This window comes from Sphingobium sp. TKS (assembly GCF_001563265.1).
Lineage (GTDB): Bacteria > Pseudomonadota > Alphaproteobacteria > Sphingomonadales > Sphingomonadaceae > Sphingobium.
The window spans coordinates 3946401-3961524 of sequence record NZ_CP005083.1; the positions used below are offsets into that span (position 1 = coordinate 3946401).

A 15124-nucleotide genomic window follows, 5' to 3' on the forward strand; every position below is an offset into this window, starting at 1 on the left:
GCATCATAGCGTCAAACACGCGAACGGCGCGCTATAGCGCGTCATTCAGGGCCTGATAAGGATGCAATTGCGATAATGTCCAGTAGGGTGACATCTCGTAATCCTGAATTAACCCCAGAAACCGTCATGGTCCGTATGCCTTTGATTGCTCTTTTGCTTTTTACCGCAGGCGCCAGCGCCCAGACGGAAACGCCCGTGCCAGCACCCGCTGCGGCCTATCCGCCGGGCGCCGTGGTGCAGTCGATTCCCAATTCCCATGAGCCGAGTCCCTGGCAACAGGCGCAGGGCCGAATCGGCATGGCGAGCGATCCCAGCATCTCCGGCACGATCAGCCAGTGGCGCGCGCTCCAGCAAAGCGATGCCCTGGGCTTTTCGACCTATGCCAGCTTCATCATGGCCAATCCCGGCTGGCCGGGCGAGGACCGGATGCGGCGGCTGGCGGAAACCGGCATCAACCCCAACAGCTATGATCCGGGTCAGGTCGTCGCCTTCTTCACCCGCTTCCCTCCGCGCACCGCCACCGGCAATGCGCGCTATGCGCTGGCGCTGATGCAGCAGAATCGCATGGGCGAAGCGCGGGTCGCCGCGCGCAATGCCTGGATCGGCGGCACGCTGTCGCCCGATGACGAAGCGCGGCTGCTCCCGCTCTTCGGTTCAAGCTGGACCTCGGTCGAACATGACCTGCGCGCCGACATGCTGCTGTGGAAGGGCGACATCATGGGCGCACAGCGGATGCTTGGCCTTGTCTCGCCCGCCCGCCGCCCGGTCTATGAGGCGCGCATCGCTTTCCGCCAGAAGGCGCCGGATGCCCCGATGAAAATGCAGTTTGCGGAAAGCATCGGCGCGAGCGACGCGGGTTTCGTCGCGGACAAGGCAAGCTGGCTGCTGGGCACCGGCAACTGGATCGCCAGCCGCCAATATCTCGCCAACCGCCCGGCGCTGACCTTCCGTCCCGGCGACGCGGAAAAATGGTATGAGACGCTGCTCACACAAGCCCGCGCCGCCGCAAATGACAGCCAGTGGAGCTTCGCCTACGGCATCGCCAGCAAGCTGGACGACGCCTATCTGCCCGGCACCGACGTCAACACGCGCCCGATTGGCGAGCGCGACGATTATACCAGCCTCGCCTGGCTGGCGGGGTCGACGGCCTTCTACAATCTGAACCGGCCCGCCGACGCGGTGGAGATGTTCCGCCGCTACGCCACCGCCGCCAAATCGCCGCAGACCCAGTCCAAGGGCTTTTATTGGGCCGGGCGCGCCGCACTCCAGGCGGGCGATGCCGCCAGCGCGAACAGCTATTTCGCCCGCGCCGCCGTCTTCCCGGACCAGTTTTACGGCCAGCTCGCGCTCGAACGGCTGGGCAGCCCGATCCCGGCCCCTGCCGCTGTCGAGCGCCCGGTGGAAATTTCCGCTGCCGAACGCACCGCCTTCGCCAACCGCTCGGTCGTCCGGGCGGTGAAGGCGCTGGGCGAAATGGGCTATTGGGAGGATCAGAGCAAATTCGCCCGCGCCATCGCGAACAATGCCGACAGCGACGCGGACCATTATCTGGCCGTCGAACTGGCGCAGAGCATCGGCCGTCCCGACATGGGCGTGATGGTCGGCCGCCGCGCCGTGTCGAGCGGCCTCACCGGCTATGGGACAAGCGCCTTCCCGCGCGTGCCGGTTCCGACCGAAGCGCAAGTTAACTGGACCATGGTCCACGCCATCGCCCGGCAGGAAAGCCAGTTCGACCGGCAGATCGTCAGCCATGCGGGCGCGCGCGGCCTGATGCAGCTCATGCCCGGCACGGCGCGGGAGCAGGCGGGGAAACTGGGCATGAGTTATGACCCCGGCGCGCTCAACGATCCCAGCTACAACATCATGCTGGGCTCCTCCTATTTCCAGCGGATGCTCGACTATTATGGCGGCAGCTATCCGCTGGCGGTGGCGGCCTATAATGCCGGGCCGGGCAATGTGAACCGCTGGATCAGCGCCAATGGCGACCCGCGCCTGCCCGGCGCTGACATGCTGCGCTGGATCGAGCAGATTCCGCTGTTCGAGACGCGCAACTATGTCCAGCGGGTGCTGGAAAATGCCGTGGTCTACGAAGCGATGAACCCGCAGCGCGCGCGTTTCCGGGGCACAATGACGCCGCTGTCCAAATATCTCGGCAAGCAGACACCGGGCTGAACTTAGTTTATGGGCAGGGGCATGAGCACCGCCTATCCCAATTACATCAGCCCCGAAGGCTTTGCGAAGCTGCGCGCCGATTATGACCAGTTGCTCGGCGTCGAGCGTCCGAAGATCGTGGAAGTGGTGAGCTGGGCCGCGGGCAATGGCGACCGCAGCGAAAATGGCGACTATCTCTACGGCCGCAAGCGGATGCGCGAGATTGACGGCCAGTTGAAGCGCCTGTCGCGCAAAATGAAGGACGCCAAGGTCGTCGATCCGCGCCAGCAGCCCGACAAGAGCAAGGTCTATTTCGGCGCCACCGTCACCATCGCGGACGAGGACGACCAGCATCGCACCGTGACCCTGGTCGGCAATGACGAGACGGACGCCAGCGCGGGCCGCATCGGCTGGGCCACCCCCATCGCCCGCGCCCTGCGCGGCGCGGCGGTGGGCGACCTGCGCCGCGTCATGCTCCCGGCGGGGGAGAAGGAGTATGAGGTGATGGCGATCCGCTATCCGGAGTGATTATTGGTCAATTTCCGCCATTAAGCGCATCCGTGTTCCTGCGAAGGCAGGAACCCAGTCCCGCCGTTTGCGGATCATCGCACCGCAGGAACTGGGCTCCTGCCTTCGCAGGAGCACGATGCGCTTCAAGAAAAACAGCGCGAAGCAGACCGTCCGCCTTCCCCCTCACCCACCAACGCGCCGGCCGCTAATCATGCGGTCGCAACGACACGTTGAGCCGCTCCATCACTTCCCCGATCGGCTCAACCACGGTCACGCTGCGCCCCTCTCCGAAGCGGATGCGGGTGCCGTCGGTGACCGATGAAACGAAGGTGACCTGCGCGGCATTGACGGCGGTTTCGGTCCGGTCGGCGCCCACGAACATGACGAGCATGCATCCTCTCCTTCTTTTTTGGAAGCTGAGCCTAACCCGATTTGCCGCCGACGCCAGCCCGTTTTCTCTTCAGGCCGCCTGAATCGCCCGGATGAAGGCACTGGCGCGATCATCCAGCCGGTGCGCTTCTTCCGACAAGCGGCTCGCCGCGTTGCGCATGGCCTGCGCACCTTCCACCGCCACGCCCGCATTGACGCTGATCTGGCTGGCGCTGGCGCGGATATGTTCGCTGGCCTCGCCCGCCTCCTCCACGCTGCCCGCAATCGCCCGGCTGAAGGCTCCGTGCCGCGCCACCGCCTGGAATACGGAGGCCGACAGCCGGTCCGCCGTCGCGATCGCCGCGTCCATATGCGCATGGCCCTGCGCGACATGGCCGACGGTGACGCGAATATGGTCGATCCGCTGCGCGATCTCCGCCGCCGCCTCCCGCGTCTGCCCGGCAAGCGATTTCACTTCCCGCGCAACCACCGCAAAGCCGCGCCCGGCATCCCCGGCACGCGCCGCCTCGATCCCGGCATTGAGCGCCAAGGTCGTCGTCGCCCGCGCAATCGCGTCGATCAGCGCGGTCACTTCACCGATCCCGTCGGCCTGCACGCTCAGCGTCCGCGTCTGCGCCGCGCCCGATTGCGTCTGGTCGACCGCTGCACGAATGGCGGCGCCCGCCTCCCGCACTTCTTCCTCCATCGACTGGAACAACAGCCCCAATTCCCGCCCCGACGCCGCGATGCCCGACAGATTGTCCGCCGTCTGCGCCGCCGCCACCGCCATCCCCGCCGAAGCATGGCCATTATGCGCCGACCGCTCCGCCGCATCCTCCGCCAGCCGCGAGAGCATGTCCGCCATAGCCACCAGATCCGCGATCAGCGTCTGGATATCGCCCCGGAAGGTCGCGCTTTCACGCGTCACCATCTCCAGCCGCTCGACCCGCGCCAGCGCCACCCGCGCATCCCGCTCCGCCGCCAGCTTGAGCAGGAGCTGCCCTCCGGCGATCCCGGCATAGCGATCGCCATCGACCACGATCAGCCCCTCGCAGCCCTGCCCCTGCGCGGCATAAAGGTCGATCAGCGCTTCGATGCTGGCGCGCCGCTCGACCGTCGCGCAAGTCCGCACATGATCGTCCAGCCGGCCGCCAAAACTGGGATTGCGCAACAGAGCATGGCCGAAGGGATTGAAGAGGATGCGCCGCATGTCGCGCTCGTAGATCGCGCCCACCGGCCGGTCCGCGGCGTCCAGCACCGGCAACAGCCGCAGCGCCGGATCATGCTGAAAATGGTCGACCGCTTCGCTGAGCGGGCGCCCCAGTCGAATCGCCGGACTGGGCGTCACAGGAACCAGGCCTGTCCCCTGGGAAGGGATCGGTTTCGGCGGAGATCGGTCGAGCATCTGGGGCGCGTACATAAGCGCCGATTAGGCCCAAAATGGTAAATGAGCCGTTAGAATTTGATGACAGTTTTGTTACAAGGCACTGATTTCACGATATTTTCTATGGCACCTTATAACCATAGGCCTTGGCCGCCAGCTTCACGACTTCGGGATCGGCCTCCGGAAAGTCCATCGGCACCAGCTTTTCCAGGCGCTTGACCACATAAGCCAGCGCGGCGATCCGCCCGGCCCGGCGATGATTATTGTCGATCGCCTGCCAGGGCGCCGCTTTCATATCGGTCTTGCGGAACATGTCGTGCATGGCGTCCAGATAATCCGCCCGCCGCGCCCGGTTGCGATAATCGTCGGCCCCGGTCTTCCACCGCTTCCACGGCGTGTCCAGCCGCTGGGCGAGTTGCTCGTCCTGCACTTCCTGCGTGATATGGACGAACAGCTTGATGATGTTGGTCCCGGCGTCGACCTGCTGCTTTTCGAAGGCGTTGATCTCGTCATAGGCGCGTTTCCATTCGCCCTTGGAACAGAAACCCTCGACCCGCTCGACCAGCACACGGCCATACCAACTGCGGTCGAAGATGGAGATGTTGCGCCCGGCTGGCAGCCGCGTCCAGAAACGCCAGAGGAAATGATGGTCGCGCTCCGCCCCATTGGGCGCTGAAATGGGATGGACCTGATAATAGCGCGGGTCCCATTCGGCGGTCATGCGCTTGATGATGCCGCCCTTGCCCGCCGCGTCCCAGCCTTCCAGCAGGATGACGCTGCGCCGGTCATGAATGATGTGCGCGACCTGGATTTTCGCGAGCCGCTGCTGGAGCTGCGCCAGCTTCTCCTCATAATCGCCCTTGAGCTTCGCGCCCTTTTCATAATCGGCAAGGTCGATGGTCATGTCTGCACCTTCCACTGGCCACGGCGGCAGAGCACCAGCTTATACCAAAGAATCGAACCCGCAATCTGCGCGGCGGTGGCGATCAGGCCGGGGCGCCCCTCCTCGACATCGAGCCAGCTCGTCCAGACGACATAGGCCAGAGCCAGCAAGGTCACGATCGGCGCAAGCGGATAAAGCGGCATCTTGTAGGGCGCATGGGCGCTCGCTCCGCTGCGACGCCCGGCCAAAGCCGCGAACGCGATGCCGCCATAGATCGCCACCAGCCAGTCGTCGATGCGCGGAATCCACGCTCGGTCCCGCCCGGTCGAATAGAAGAAACGTGCGCAGGCCAGCACGCAGGCGATGATCGCGTTGACGATGGCGAGCACGATGCCGACCGACACCAGAGCCGACAGCCCCGCGCTGCCCCTTTGCCGGACCAGCAGGCCGAAGGGGTCATCGACGGTCAGCAGGGTCGCAAGGTCGATCTTCACCAACAAGAGCGCAAGCAGCGGCACCCCTTCGAACAGCAGCGCCAGCCCCAGAGCGGCAAGGATGGTCCTGGCGATCCGCTTGGGCGCCTCATGCATTTCCTCACCGAAATAGACGGCCATGCCATAGCCGTTGAGCGCAAAGATCGCGATGGTCGTGGCGACGCCGATGGAAGCGGCGCTGGCGGGCGCCCAGCCGTCTCCCGCAATCGCGACAGGGTGGGTAAGGAACTCCAGCGCCGGTCGCGCATGATCGGCAAAGCCCAGCACCACCACCACGGCCACCGCCAGCAATTCGACCAGCAGGAACAGCCCGGTGATGACGGCATTCACCCGGATATTGAGGATCGCGACCAGCGTCGACCCGATCATCACCGCGACGGCGACCGGGACGGCGGGCAGCCCCGGCACGACCGTCGCCATGACCGATGCGATGCCGAGCGCCGCGACGGGCGGAAACAGCACATTGTTGAAGACATTGACGCCCAGCATGACAAAGCCCGCCATCGGCCCCAAGGTCTGCGCCACCGCGACATATTCGCCGCCCGCGACCGGCCAGGCGGAGGAGAGTTCGGCATAGATGAAGGCGGTGGTGACGCAGATCAGGCTGGCCAGGATCATCGCCCAGATCGCGCCGGTTCCGGCCTCCTGCAACATGCCGGGGATGATGACGAAGACGGAAGAAGCGGGGGTGGTCGCGGACAGGGTCAGGAACAGCACGCCCGCCACGCCCAGGCTGCGCGCAAGGCCGGTCTGTTTGTCCGGCAACATCTGTTCGTCAAGCATGGCGGTCCCCCTTGCCCTTCCTTACATCGAAAGGGCAGAAAGGAAGCAAGCCCCGCTTGCACCGTGCTCCTGCGAAGGCAGGAGCCCAGTTCAGACGGCGGGACTGGGCTCCTGCCTTCGCAGGAGCACGATACCCTAAAAAGGAAAGGTCAAGCCTTGGCCTGCGGCTCCACCACCCGGACATGCAGTTCCCGCAACTGCTTGAACTCCGCAGCGCTCGGCGCCCCCATGAGCAGGTCCTCCGCCCGCTGGTTCATCGGGAACAGCGTGATCTCGCGCAGATTCTGCGCACCGCAAAGCAGCATCACGATCCGGTCCACGCCAGCGGCCATGCCACCATGCGGCGGCGCGCCATATTGGAACGCGCGATAGAGGCCACCGAAGCGCTCCTCCACATCCTGCTGGCTCAGACCCACCTTCTCGAAGGCCTTCACCATCAGCTCCGGCGACTGGTTGCGGATCGAGCCCGAAGCAATCTCATAGCCGTTGCAGACCATGTCATATTGATAGGCATTGATCGTCAGCGGGTCCTGATGCTCCAGCGCATCCAGCCCACCCTGCGGCATGGAGAAGGGATTGTGCGCAAAGTCGATCGACTTGGTCTCTTCATCATATTCGTAGAAGGGGAAGTCGACGATCCAGCACAGTTCGAAGCGATCCTTGTCGATCAGGTCGAGCTGCTCACCCACGCGGATGCGCGCCAGACCCGCCAGCTTGGCGGCCTGGCTTTCCTTGCCCGCCGCGAAGAACACGCCGTCATTCGGCCCCAGGCCCAGCGCGTCGATCAGCTTGGCCGTCCGCTCCTCGCCATGATTCTTGGCGATGGGGCCGCCCGGCACGCCATCCTTGATGTTGATATAGCCAAGGCCCGAATAGCCCTCGCTGCGCGCCCAGTTGTTCATCTCGTCGAAGAACTTCCGGCTGCCCGCACCGGCACCCGGCGCCGGGATCGCGCGGATCACGCTGCCGCTCTCGACCAGCGAGGCGAAGATGCCGAAGCCCGAACCCACGAAATGCTCGGTCACGTCGGTGATGACGATCGGGTTGCGCAGGTCGGGCTTGTCCGAGCCATATTTCAGCATCGCCTCGGCATGCGGGATGCGCGGAAAGCTGCCTGCGGGCGTCACCGGCTTACCGTCGGCGAACGCCTCGAACACCTGCGCGATCACCGGCTCCATCGTGTTCCAGACGTCTTCCTGCGTGACGAAGCTCATTTCGAGGTCGAGCTGGTAGAATTCGCCCGGCAGGCGATCGGCGCGCGGGTCTTCGTCGCGGAAGCAGGGCGCGATCTGGAAATAACGGTCGAAACCCGCCACCATCAGCAGCTGCTTATATTGCTGCGGCGCCTGCGGCAGCGCGTAGAATTTGCCCGCGTGGATACGGCTCGGCACCAGAAAGTCGCGTGCGCCTTCCGGGCTGCTCGCGGTCAGGATCGGCGTCGAATATTCGGTGAAGCCAATGCCTTCCATGCGGCGGCGCATGTCGGAAATGATCTTCGTGCGCTTGACGATGTTCGCGTGCAGCGTCTCGCGCCGCAAATCGAGGAAGCGGTAACGCAGGCGGATATCCTCGGGATAGTCCTGCTCGCCCGCGACCGGCAGCGGCAGATCGGCGGCGGCGGAGAGCACCACCGCGTCCAGCGCGCGAATCTCGATCTCCCCGGTCGGCAGGTTCGGGTTCACCGCTTCCTTCGCCCGCGCCACGACCTTGCCCGTCACCGTCACGACGCTTTCCGCGCGCAGCGATTCGATCACCTGGAACACCGGCCCGTCGACCTCGGTGACGATCTGCACCATGCCATAATGGTCGCGCAGGTCGATGAAGACCAGGTCGCCATGATCGCGCTTGCGATGCACCCAGCCGGACACGCGCACCTCATTGCCGACTTCGGCAGAGGTCAGGGCGCCGCAGGTATGAGTGCGATAAGCATGCATGGCGATCTATTCTTTCAGCTACGTTTTACGGAAATGACAAATTGTTGCAGCGCCGCTATGGGCAGTCTTGTCAAGCATTGACGAGCCCGTGCGCGACGGGCCAGCCCATAATAAGATCGAAGACCATATGCAAATCCATCCGCTGATTACCGACAGCAAGACTCTCGCCCAATTCTGCGCCCGGATCGCCAAATCGCCCTATATTGCGGTCGATACCGAATTCATGCGCGAAAACAGCTATTGGCCCGATCTCTGCCTGGTGCAGGTCGCGGACGAGAATGAAGCAGCGGCCATCGATCCCAAGGCGCCCGGCATCGACCTTTCCCCCCTGCTCGACCTGATGGTCGACAATGAGGATGTGCTGAAGGTCTTCCACGCCGGCGGCCAGGATCTGGAAATCATCTACAACCTGACCGGCAAGACGCCCCATCCACTGTTCGACACGCAGATCGCGGCGATGGCGCTGGGGCTGGGCGAGCAGATCGGTTACGGCAATCTGGTCGACGCCTGGCTGGGGGTTCAACTCGACAAGGGCGCCCGCTTCACCGACTGGGCACGCCGTCCGCTCGACAAGCGGCAGATCGACTATGCGATCGGGGACGTCACCTACCTCATCCAGATATTCCCCAAGATGCTGGAGGAACTGCGCCGCACCGGCCGGGGCGACTGGCTGGATCAGGAGATGGAGCGGATCAGCGACGCTTCCAATTATGAGAACAAGCCCGAGGAGGCGTGGCAGCGCGTCCGCATCGCCAGCCGCAAGGCCGATGTGCTGGGCCGCCTGAAGGCGCTCGCCGCTTGGCGCGAAATGGAGGCGCAGGACAAGAACCTGCCCCGCGGCCGCATCGTCAAGGACGAGACGCTGGCCGATATCGCCAGCCATCCGCCGCGCATCCAGGAAGATCTTGGCAAGGTACGCGGCCTGTCCGCCACCTGGAAGACCAATGACATCGGCAACCGCCTGATGCTCGCGCTCAACAACCACACGCCGCTCGCCAAGGAAGAAATGCCCGAGCGCGACCCCAAGCGCCCGGGCCTGGGCAAGGACGGCGCGTTGGTGGCGGACCTGCTTAAGCTGCTCCTCAAGATCCGCTCGCGCGACATCAACGTCGCGGCGCGCCTGATCGCCCGCAGCGACGATATCGACGCGCTGGCGGCGGGCGTGCGCGAGGATCTGTCGATCCTCGAAGGCTGGCGCTATGAACAATTCGGCCGCGACGCGGTCGATCTGGTCGAGGGCCGTCTTGCCTTCGCGGTCAGAAACGGCCGCCTCAAGATGACCCGCACGCAATAGGAGCCAAGACGGATGCGGACGGCAGCACTGATCCTTCTTCCCCTGCTGGCCGCCTGTTCCGGCACCCAAGGCCCCGCCACGCCGCCGCCTGCCGCCGAAGGACCGTGCCGCAACGAAGGGCTGGACCGCTTCGTCGGCCAGACCGCCAGTGCCGATCTCGGCGCGCAATTGCTCAAGGCGTCGGGCGCCCGCACCCTGCGCTGGGGCGCGCCCGGCATGGCGATGACCATGGATTTCCGCGCCGACCGGCTGACCGTCAGCTATGACGATAAGATGGCGATCATCTCCGCCCGCTGCGGCTGAATCCCTCCCCTCAGAAAGCGGATGCGGATCGCGATGGAATAAACCGCTCGCGCCGGTCGTATTCCCCCCGGCACCGGTCGCGATCCCCCTGATCATGGCCGGTCGCTCCCATGGGTGGTCCCCTAAGGGCGGCGTAGCGGTGGCGCCAAGAGGCAGGCCCCTCCCGGCACCATCGCTACGCCATTCCGGTTTCGCCGCAATCTGTTAGGGTGCGCCATACAGGAGGCGCCGATGGACAAGGATGCACCCTCCGCGCTGATCGATGCGCGGATCGCGGCACTGGACGATTGGCGCGGAGAGATGCTGGGGCATGTCCGCGCACTGATCAAGGAAGCCGATCCCGAAGTGGTCGAGCAATGGAAATGGCGCGGCGTCCCGGTCTGGTCGCATGACGGCATCCTCTGCACAGGCGAAAGCTACAAGACGGTGGTCAAGCTGACTTTCGCGAAGGGCGCATCACTGGAAGACCCGGCGGGCCTGTTCAACGCCAGCCTGGAAGGCAATGTGCGGCGCGCCATCGACATCGTTGAAGGCGAGAGGATCGACGCGGATGCGTTCAAGGCGCTGATCCGCGCCGCCGTGGCGCTCAATGTGGCCAAGCCGCGGAAGAAGAAGGATTGAGATTGAGAACCAGCGTGCTCCTGCGAAGGCAGGAGCCCAGTTCCAACGTCTGATCTAGACTGTCGCGAGCCGCTCGTCTCGCTCCACTCAGGAACGAGGACATCCGATGGAAGCGCGGCCCACGCCCGATCAACATTCCAGCCCGATCAACGTCCCGCTGCCGATCCGCCCGACATAGCGCTTGCCGTCGATTTCCAACCAGTCCGGCGTCACCTCCAGCCGGCGTCCTCTGATCGTGGTGCGCAGATGCTCCACCGCGATCCGGTTGCGCGCCACGATCCGCAGCACCGCCAGCCCCTCGCCCCGCGCCGCCATCATGGTGTAGCGATCGCCGCGCAGCAGAAAGTGCCAGCTCCCGTCGGTCGGCATCCATTCATTGCCGTTCACGACCTGCACCGGCTCGCCATCGGGACCACCCATGCGCACGCTGATTCGCGTGGCGCCATTGCTCCGGCGCGGCGGGGCGAAGATCAGGATCGGTTCGCCCTCCAGCGTCAGCGGGATCGGCGTATCCCTCAACAACTGGGAGCCGCCCATGATCAGCGTCGGCAGCTCCGGCGAAAAGGGCAGCCGGTCACGCGCAAAATGGCGCTGCCGCACGACCGGATTGGCGTGGAAGCCCTGCACCTGCATCGGCGTCAACCGCCCTTCCTCGACCAGCCCATGGCAGGTCGGGCAGAGCAGCGTCACCCCATGACTCTCGGGCAAACGCAGATAACGGTAAATCGTCACGCCGCAGCGGACACAAGCAAAACCGCAAGTCTGACGGATTTCGTCCTGCTGCTGCGCAGTCAGACCTGGCAGCGACGGCATCACGCGAAAGCCCATGCAGACGACCCCTTGCAATCACCTGCCCGCGCCACTGCGGACCGGCGTTCCTTCGGCGTCCTTCCTGCTGGTCTTGGGGGCGTTTCGAACCGCCCCTCTCGCTATTACACTATCGTTGAAATAAATGCGGACAAGTCAAGAGGCGGTTCGGCATTCTCCTACCGCTGGGGCAGCAGGTCCAGGTTGCGCGATGCGGCAATCGCCCGGATGCGGTCCGGCCGCGGCATGGATTTGATAGCGATTTCCGCCATGTCGCCCGCGCTGAACAATTCCACATTGCCGACGTTGAAAATCCGCTGGCCCAGCGTCTGGGTGATGCGCACGCTGCGGATGCTGGACAGCGCGATCTCCGTCCGCTGCTTGGCGAGCAGGCCGCGTTCGAACAACACTTCGCGGTCGGACAGTGCCAGACGCTCGCCCTTGTTCAGCACCCACCATATGCCGATGGCGACTATGCCGACGACGGAAATCAGCAGCAGGGCGAACAGAAAGGGGTGTGCGCGGAACATCGCGGGATGCTCATCATACAGCCAAGTCTCGCTCATGCCGGTCCCCTGCCGCTAACCGTTTGCATTGACCATGGACGCTCCACCGCCGTCAAGGCCGCCCAAGCATGATACGCTTCGGACTAGCTCTCGTCCCCCATGCGCAGCGCCGCGATGAAGGCCTCCTGCGGGATCTGCACGCTGCCATATTCGCGCATCCGCTTCTTGCCCTCTTTCTGCTTCTCCAGCAGCTTCTTCTTGCGAGTGATATCGCCGCCATAGCATTTGGCGGTCACGTCCTTGCGCATCGCCGCGATAGTTTCGCGGGCGATCACCTTGCCGCCGATCGCCGCCTGAATCGGAATCTTGAACAGATGGCGGGGGATCAGGTCTTTCAGCCGCTCGCACATGCCGCGTCCGCGCGATTCGGCGGTGCCCCGGTGGACGATCATGGAGAGCGCGTCGACCGGCTCGTTATTGACGAGGATGCCCATCTTGACCAGATCGCCCTCTCGCGTGCCGATCTGGTGATAGTCGAAGCTGGCATAGCCACGCGAGATCGACTTCAGCCGGTCGTAAAAGTCGAACACCACCTCGTTGAGCGGCAGTTCATACGTCACCTGCGCCCGCCCGCCGACATAGGTCAGATTCTTCTGAATGCCGCGCCGGTCCTGGCAGAGCTTCAGGATGGAGCCGAGATATTCGTCGGGGCAGTAGATCACCGCCTCGATCCACGGCTCCTCGATAAAATCGATATGGTTGGCGTCGGGCATGTCGGCGGGGTTGTGCAGGTGCCGCGTCGTCCCGTCGTTCATATGAATCTCATAGACCACCGACGGCGCGGTGGTGATGAGGTCGAGATCATATTCGCGCGTCAGCCGCTCCTGGATGATCTCCAGATGCAGCAGGCCCAGAAAACCGCAGCGGAAGCCGAAGCCCAACGCCGCCGACGTCTCCATCTCGAAGGAGAAGCTGGCGTCGTTCAGCCGCAGCTTCGAAATCGAATCGCGCAGCTTCTCGAAATCATTGGCGTCCACCGGAAACAGGCCGCAGAACACCACCGGCTGCACTTCCTTGAAGCCCGGCAGCGGCACCTTCGCCGGATTCTTGACCGTGGTGATGGTGTCGCCCACGCGGGTCTGGCTGATATCCTTGATCTGCGCGGTGATGAAACCGATCTCGCCCGGCCCCAATTCGGCCAGTTGCTCGATCTTCGGCCGGAAACAGCCGACGCGGTCGATCAGATGCTCGGTCCCGCCGATCATGAACTTGATGTTCTGGCCCTTCTTGATGACGCCGTTCATGACGCGCACCAGAATCACGACGCCCAGATAGGGGTCGTACCAGCTATCGACCAGCATCGCCTCCAGCGGCGCCTCGCGGTCGCCCTTGGGCGCGGGAATCTTGGCGACCACCGCTTCCAATATGTCGTCGATGCCGATGCCCGACTTGGCGCTCGCCAACACCGCTTCCGACGCGTCGAGGCCGATCACTTCCTCGATCTCCGCCTTCACCTTTTCCGGTTCGGCGGCGGGCAGGTCGATCTTGTTGATGACGGGCACGATCTCATGGTCATGCTCGATCGACTGATAGACATTGGCCAGCGTCTGCGCTTCCACGCCCTGCGCCGCGTCGACCACCAGCAGCGCGCCCTCGCAGGCGGCCAGCGAGCGGCTCACCTCATAGGCGAAGTCGACATGGCCCGGCGTGTCCATCAGGTTCAGCTCATAGGTCTCGCCATTTTTCGCGACATAGTCGAGACGCACGGTCTGCGCCTTGATGGTGATGCCGCGCTCCTTCTCGATATCCATATTGTCGAGAACCTGGGCGCTCATCTCCCGGTCGGTGAGGCCTCCGGTGCGCTGGATCAGGCGGTCGGCCAGCGTCGACTTGCCATGGTCGATATGGGCGATGATCGAGAAATTACGGATGTGCGAGAGATCGGTCATGGCCCGCGCCGATAGCAGCCATTTGCGGGCGTGTCAGCAGGCACTCGCATCGGTCGCCCTTTGAAGGCGATAGCGGTGATAACCATTCGCATTACTTGCGCGCCCACGCGGTTGTGCTAGAGCTTGGGTCAAATATCGGGGCGCCACAAAAGCAAAACGACTTCAGCAACTTTCAGGGGTGCATGACAATGCGTGTATTCGCGAAATTCGTCGCTGCCGCAGCCGGCCTGGCTGTCGCGGCTTCTCCGGCGATGGCCGCCGACAAGGGCTCGTCCGCCCGGCAGCAGCAGGCCAAGAAAACCGCCGAAATTCCTCATTGCACCCGGCGCCTCGGCACGGTGGCGATCGTCGAGCCGGACAACCAGTGGTGGCGTGAGCTGAACCTGGGCAGCCCGGAGGCGATCCTCAAGGTGTTCATCCAGCAGTCGGGCTGCTTCGGCATCGTCAACCGTGGCCGCGCCATGGCCAGCCGCAACCTGGAGCGCGCCATGGCGGACTCCGGCGAATTGCAGGCGGGATCGAACCTGGGCAAGGGCCAGGTGAAGGCGGCGGATTATTATCTGCAGCCCGACATCGTTTCCTCGAACAAGAATTCGGGCGGCAATGCGCTGGGCGGCATGCTCGGCGGCTTCCTGGGCGGCCGGACCTTCGGCGCGCTCGCCGGCGGCATCTCGGTCAAGAAGAGCGAGGCCAATGTCACGCTCTCGATCGTCAACGCCCGCACGACCGAGGAAGAGGCGCTGACCGAGGGCTATGCCCGCAAATCGGACCTCAGCTTCGGCGGCGGTGGCGGCGCAGGCTGGTGGGGCGGTTTCGCGGCGGCTGGCGGCGGCGGCTATCAGAACACCGAAATCGGCCAGGTGATCGTGCTGGCCTATCTCGACGCCTATACCAAGTTGGTGACGCAACTCGGCGGCCTGCCCACCAACGCGGCAGCGGCGGCGCCCCGCGCGCAGTAACGAGCGGGATTGCACGGAAAGGGCGCTGCCGGAGCTGCCGGCGGCGCTTTTTTTGCGCTCGGCTTTCGCTTACGACTCCACAGCGGGCCCGCGTTGGGCCATTTCCGGACATTTTCGAAGTTCGTCATCCCCGCCTTCGCGGGAATGACGAAACAGGAAGCGTCCCCTATCCACCCA

The 15124-nt window shown here is 64.3% G+C and carries 14 protein-coding genes; 6 read left to right on the plus strand and 8 right to left on the minus strand.

Features of this window, described 5'->3' with window-relative positions; all coding sequences use genetic code 11:
* Positions 1-135 precede the first annotated feature (135 nt).
* Both K426_RS19490 and greB read left to right on the plus strand, forming a co-directional pair.
* Positions 136-2172: a lytic transglycosylase domain-containing protein gene (locus K426_RS19490; RefSeq protein ID WP_066562025.1), complete on the plus strand. Its 2037-nt coding sequence runs from the start codon at positions 136-138 to the stop codon at positions 2170-2172.
* 21 nt (positions 2173-2193) lie between these two features.
* Positions 2194-2679: a transcription elongation factor GreB gene (gene greB / locus K426_RS19495; protein WP_066562027.1), complete on the plus strand. Its 486-nt coding sequence runs from the start codon at positions 2194-2196 to the stop codon at positions 2677-2679.
* A 187-nt stretch (positions 2680-2866) separates the two neighbouring features.
* Here greB and K426_RS19500 read toward each other — a convergent pair whose 3' ends face one another.
* From K426_RS19500 to aspS, 5 genes are all read right to left on the minus strand, one after another.
* Entirely contained in the window at positions 2867-3052 is a 186-nt protein-coding gene (locus K426_RS19500; RefSeq protein WP_066560473.1) for a hypothetical protein, read from the minus strand.
* 69 nt (positions 3053-3121) lie between these two features.
* Positions 3122-4378 (minus strand): methyl-accepting chemotaxis protein, encoded by a 1257-nt coding sequence (locus K426_RS19505; protein ID WP_269465588.1) that lies wholly within the window; start codon positions 4376-4378, stop codon positions 3122-3124.
* A 157-nt stretch (positions 4379-4535) separates the two neighbouring features.
* Positions 4536-5318 carry a polyphosphate kinase 2 family protein gene (locus tag K426_RS19510; protein ID WP_066562029.1) on the minus strand — a complete coding sequence of 261 codons (783 nt, stop codon included), beginning with the start codon at positions 5316-5318 and terminating at the stop codon, positions 4536-4538.
* Positions 5315-6574: an APC family permease gene (locus K426_RS19515; protein WP_082748711.1), complete on the minus strand. Its 1260-nt coding sequence runs from the start codon at positions 6572-6574 to the stop codon at positions 5315-5317. The genes K426_RS19510 and K426_RS19515 overlap by 4 nt, the downstream gene beginning before the upstream one ends.
* Before the next feature lie 149 nt (positions 6575-6723).
* Positions 6724-8508, minus strand: coding sequence for an aspartate--tRNA ligase (gene aspS / locus K426_RS19520; protein WP_066560477.1), 1785 nt, complete (start codon positions 8506-8508; stop codon positions 6724-6726).
* 127 nt (positions 8509-8635) lie between these two features.
* On the opposite strand from aspS, the gene rnd reads away from it, so the two are divergent.
* From rnd to K426_RS19535, 3 genes are all read left to right on the plus strand, one after another.
* Positions 8636-9802, plus strand: coding sequence for a ribonuclease D (rnd, locus tag K426_RS19525; protein ID WP_066562035.1), 1167 nt, complete (start codon positions 8636-8638; stop codon positions 9800-9802).
* A 12-nt stretch (positions 9803-9814) separates the two neighbouring features.
* Positions 9815-10105 (plus strand): I78 family peptidase inhibitor, encoded by a 291-nt coding sequence (locus tag K426_RS19530; protein WP_066560479.1) that lies wholly within the window; start codon positions 9815-9817, stop codon positions 10103-10105.
* Between the two features lie 231 nt (positions 10106-10336).
* On the plus strand, positions 10337-10726 hold the full coding sequence (locus K426_RS19535) for a DUF1801 domain-containing protein (protein ID WP_066560481.1): 390 nt from the start codon (positions 10337-10339) through the stop codon (positions 10724-10726).
* Positions 10727-10855: 129 nt separating this feature from the next.
* Here the strand turns inward: K426_RS19535 and K426_RS19540 are convergent, their stop codons facing one another.
* The 3 genes from K426_RS19540 to lepA all read right to left on the minus strand — a co-directional run bounded on the left by K426_RS19540 (position 10856) and on the right by lepA (position 13988).
* The gene (locus K426_RS19540; RefSeq protein WP_066562040.1) at positions 10856-11539 is read right to left on the minus strand and encodes a hypothetical protein; all 684 of its coding nucleotides are present in this window, start codon (positions 11537-11539) and stop codon (positions 10856-10858) included.
* Positions 11540-11712: 173 nt separating this feature from the next.
* Positions 11713-12099: a PH domain-containing protein gene (locus K426_RS19545; RefSeq protein WP_066560486.1), complete on the minus strand. Its 387-nt coding sequence runs from the start codon at positions 12097-12099 to the stop codon at positions 11713-11715.
* A gap of 83 nt (positions 12100-12182) precedes the next feature.
* Positions 12183-13988 (minus strand): translation elongation factor 4, encoded by a 1806-nt coding sequence (gene lepA / locus K426_RS19550; RefSeq protein WP_066560489.1) that lies wholly within the window; start codon positions 13986-13988, stop codon positions 12183-12185.
* Between the two features lie 188 nt (positions 13989-14176).
* Between lepA and K426_RS19555 the strand changes: the two genes are divergently transcribed.
* Positions 14177-14947, plus strand: coding sequence for a CsgG/HfaB family protein (locus tag K426_RS19555; protein ID WP_066560491.1), 771 nt, complete (start codon positions 14177-14179; stop codon positions 14945-14947).
* Positions 14948-15124 lie beyond the last annotated feature (177 nt).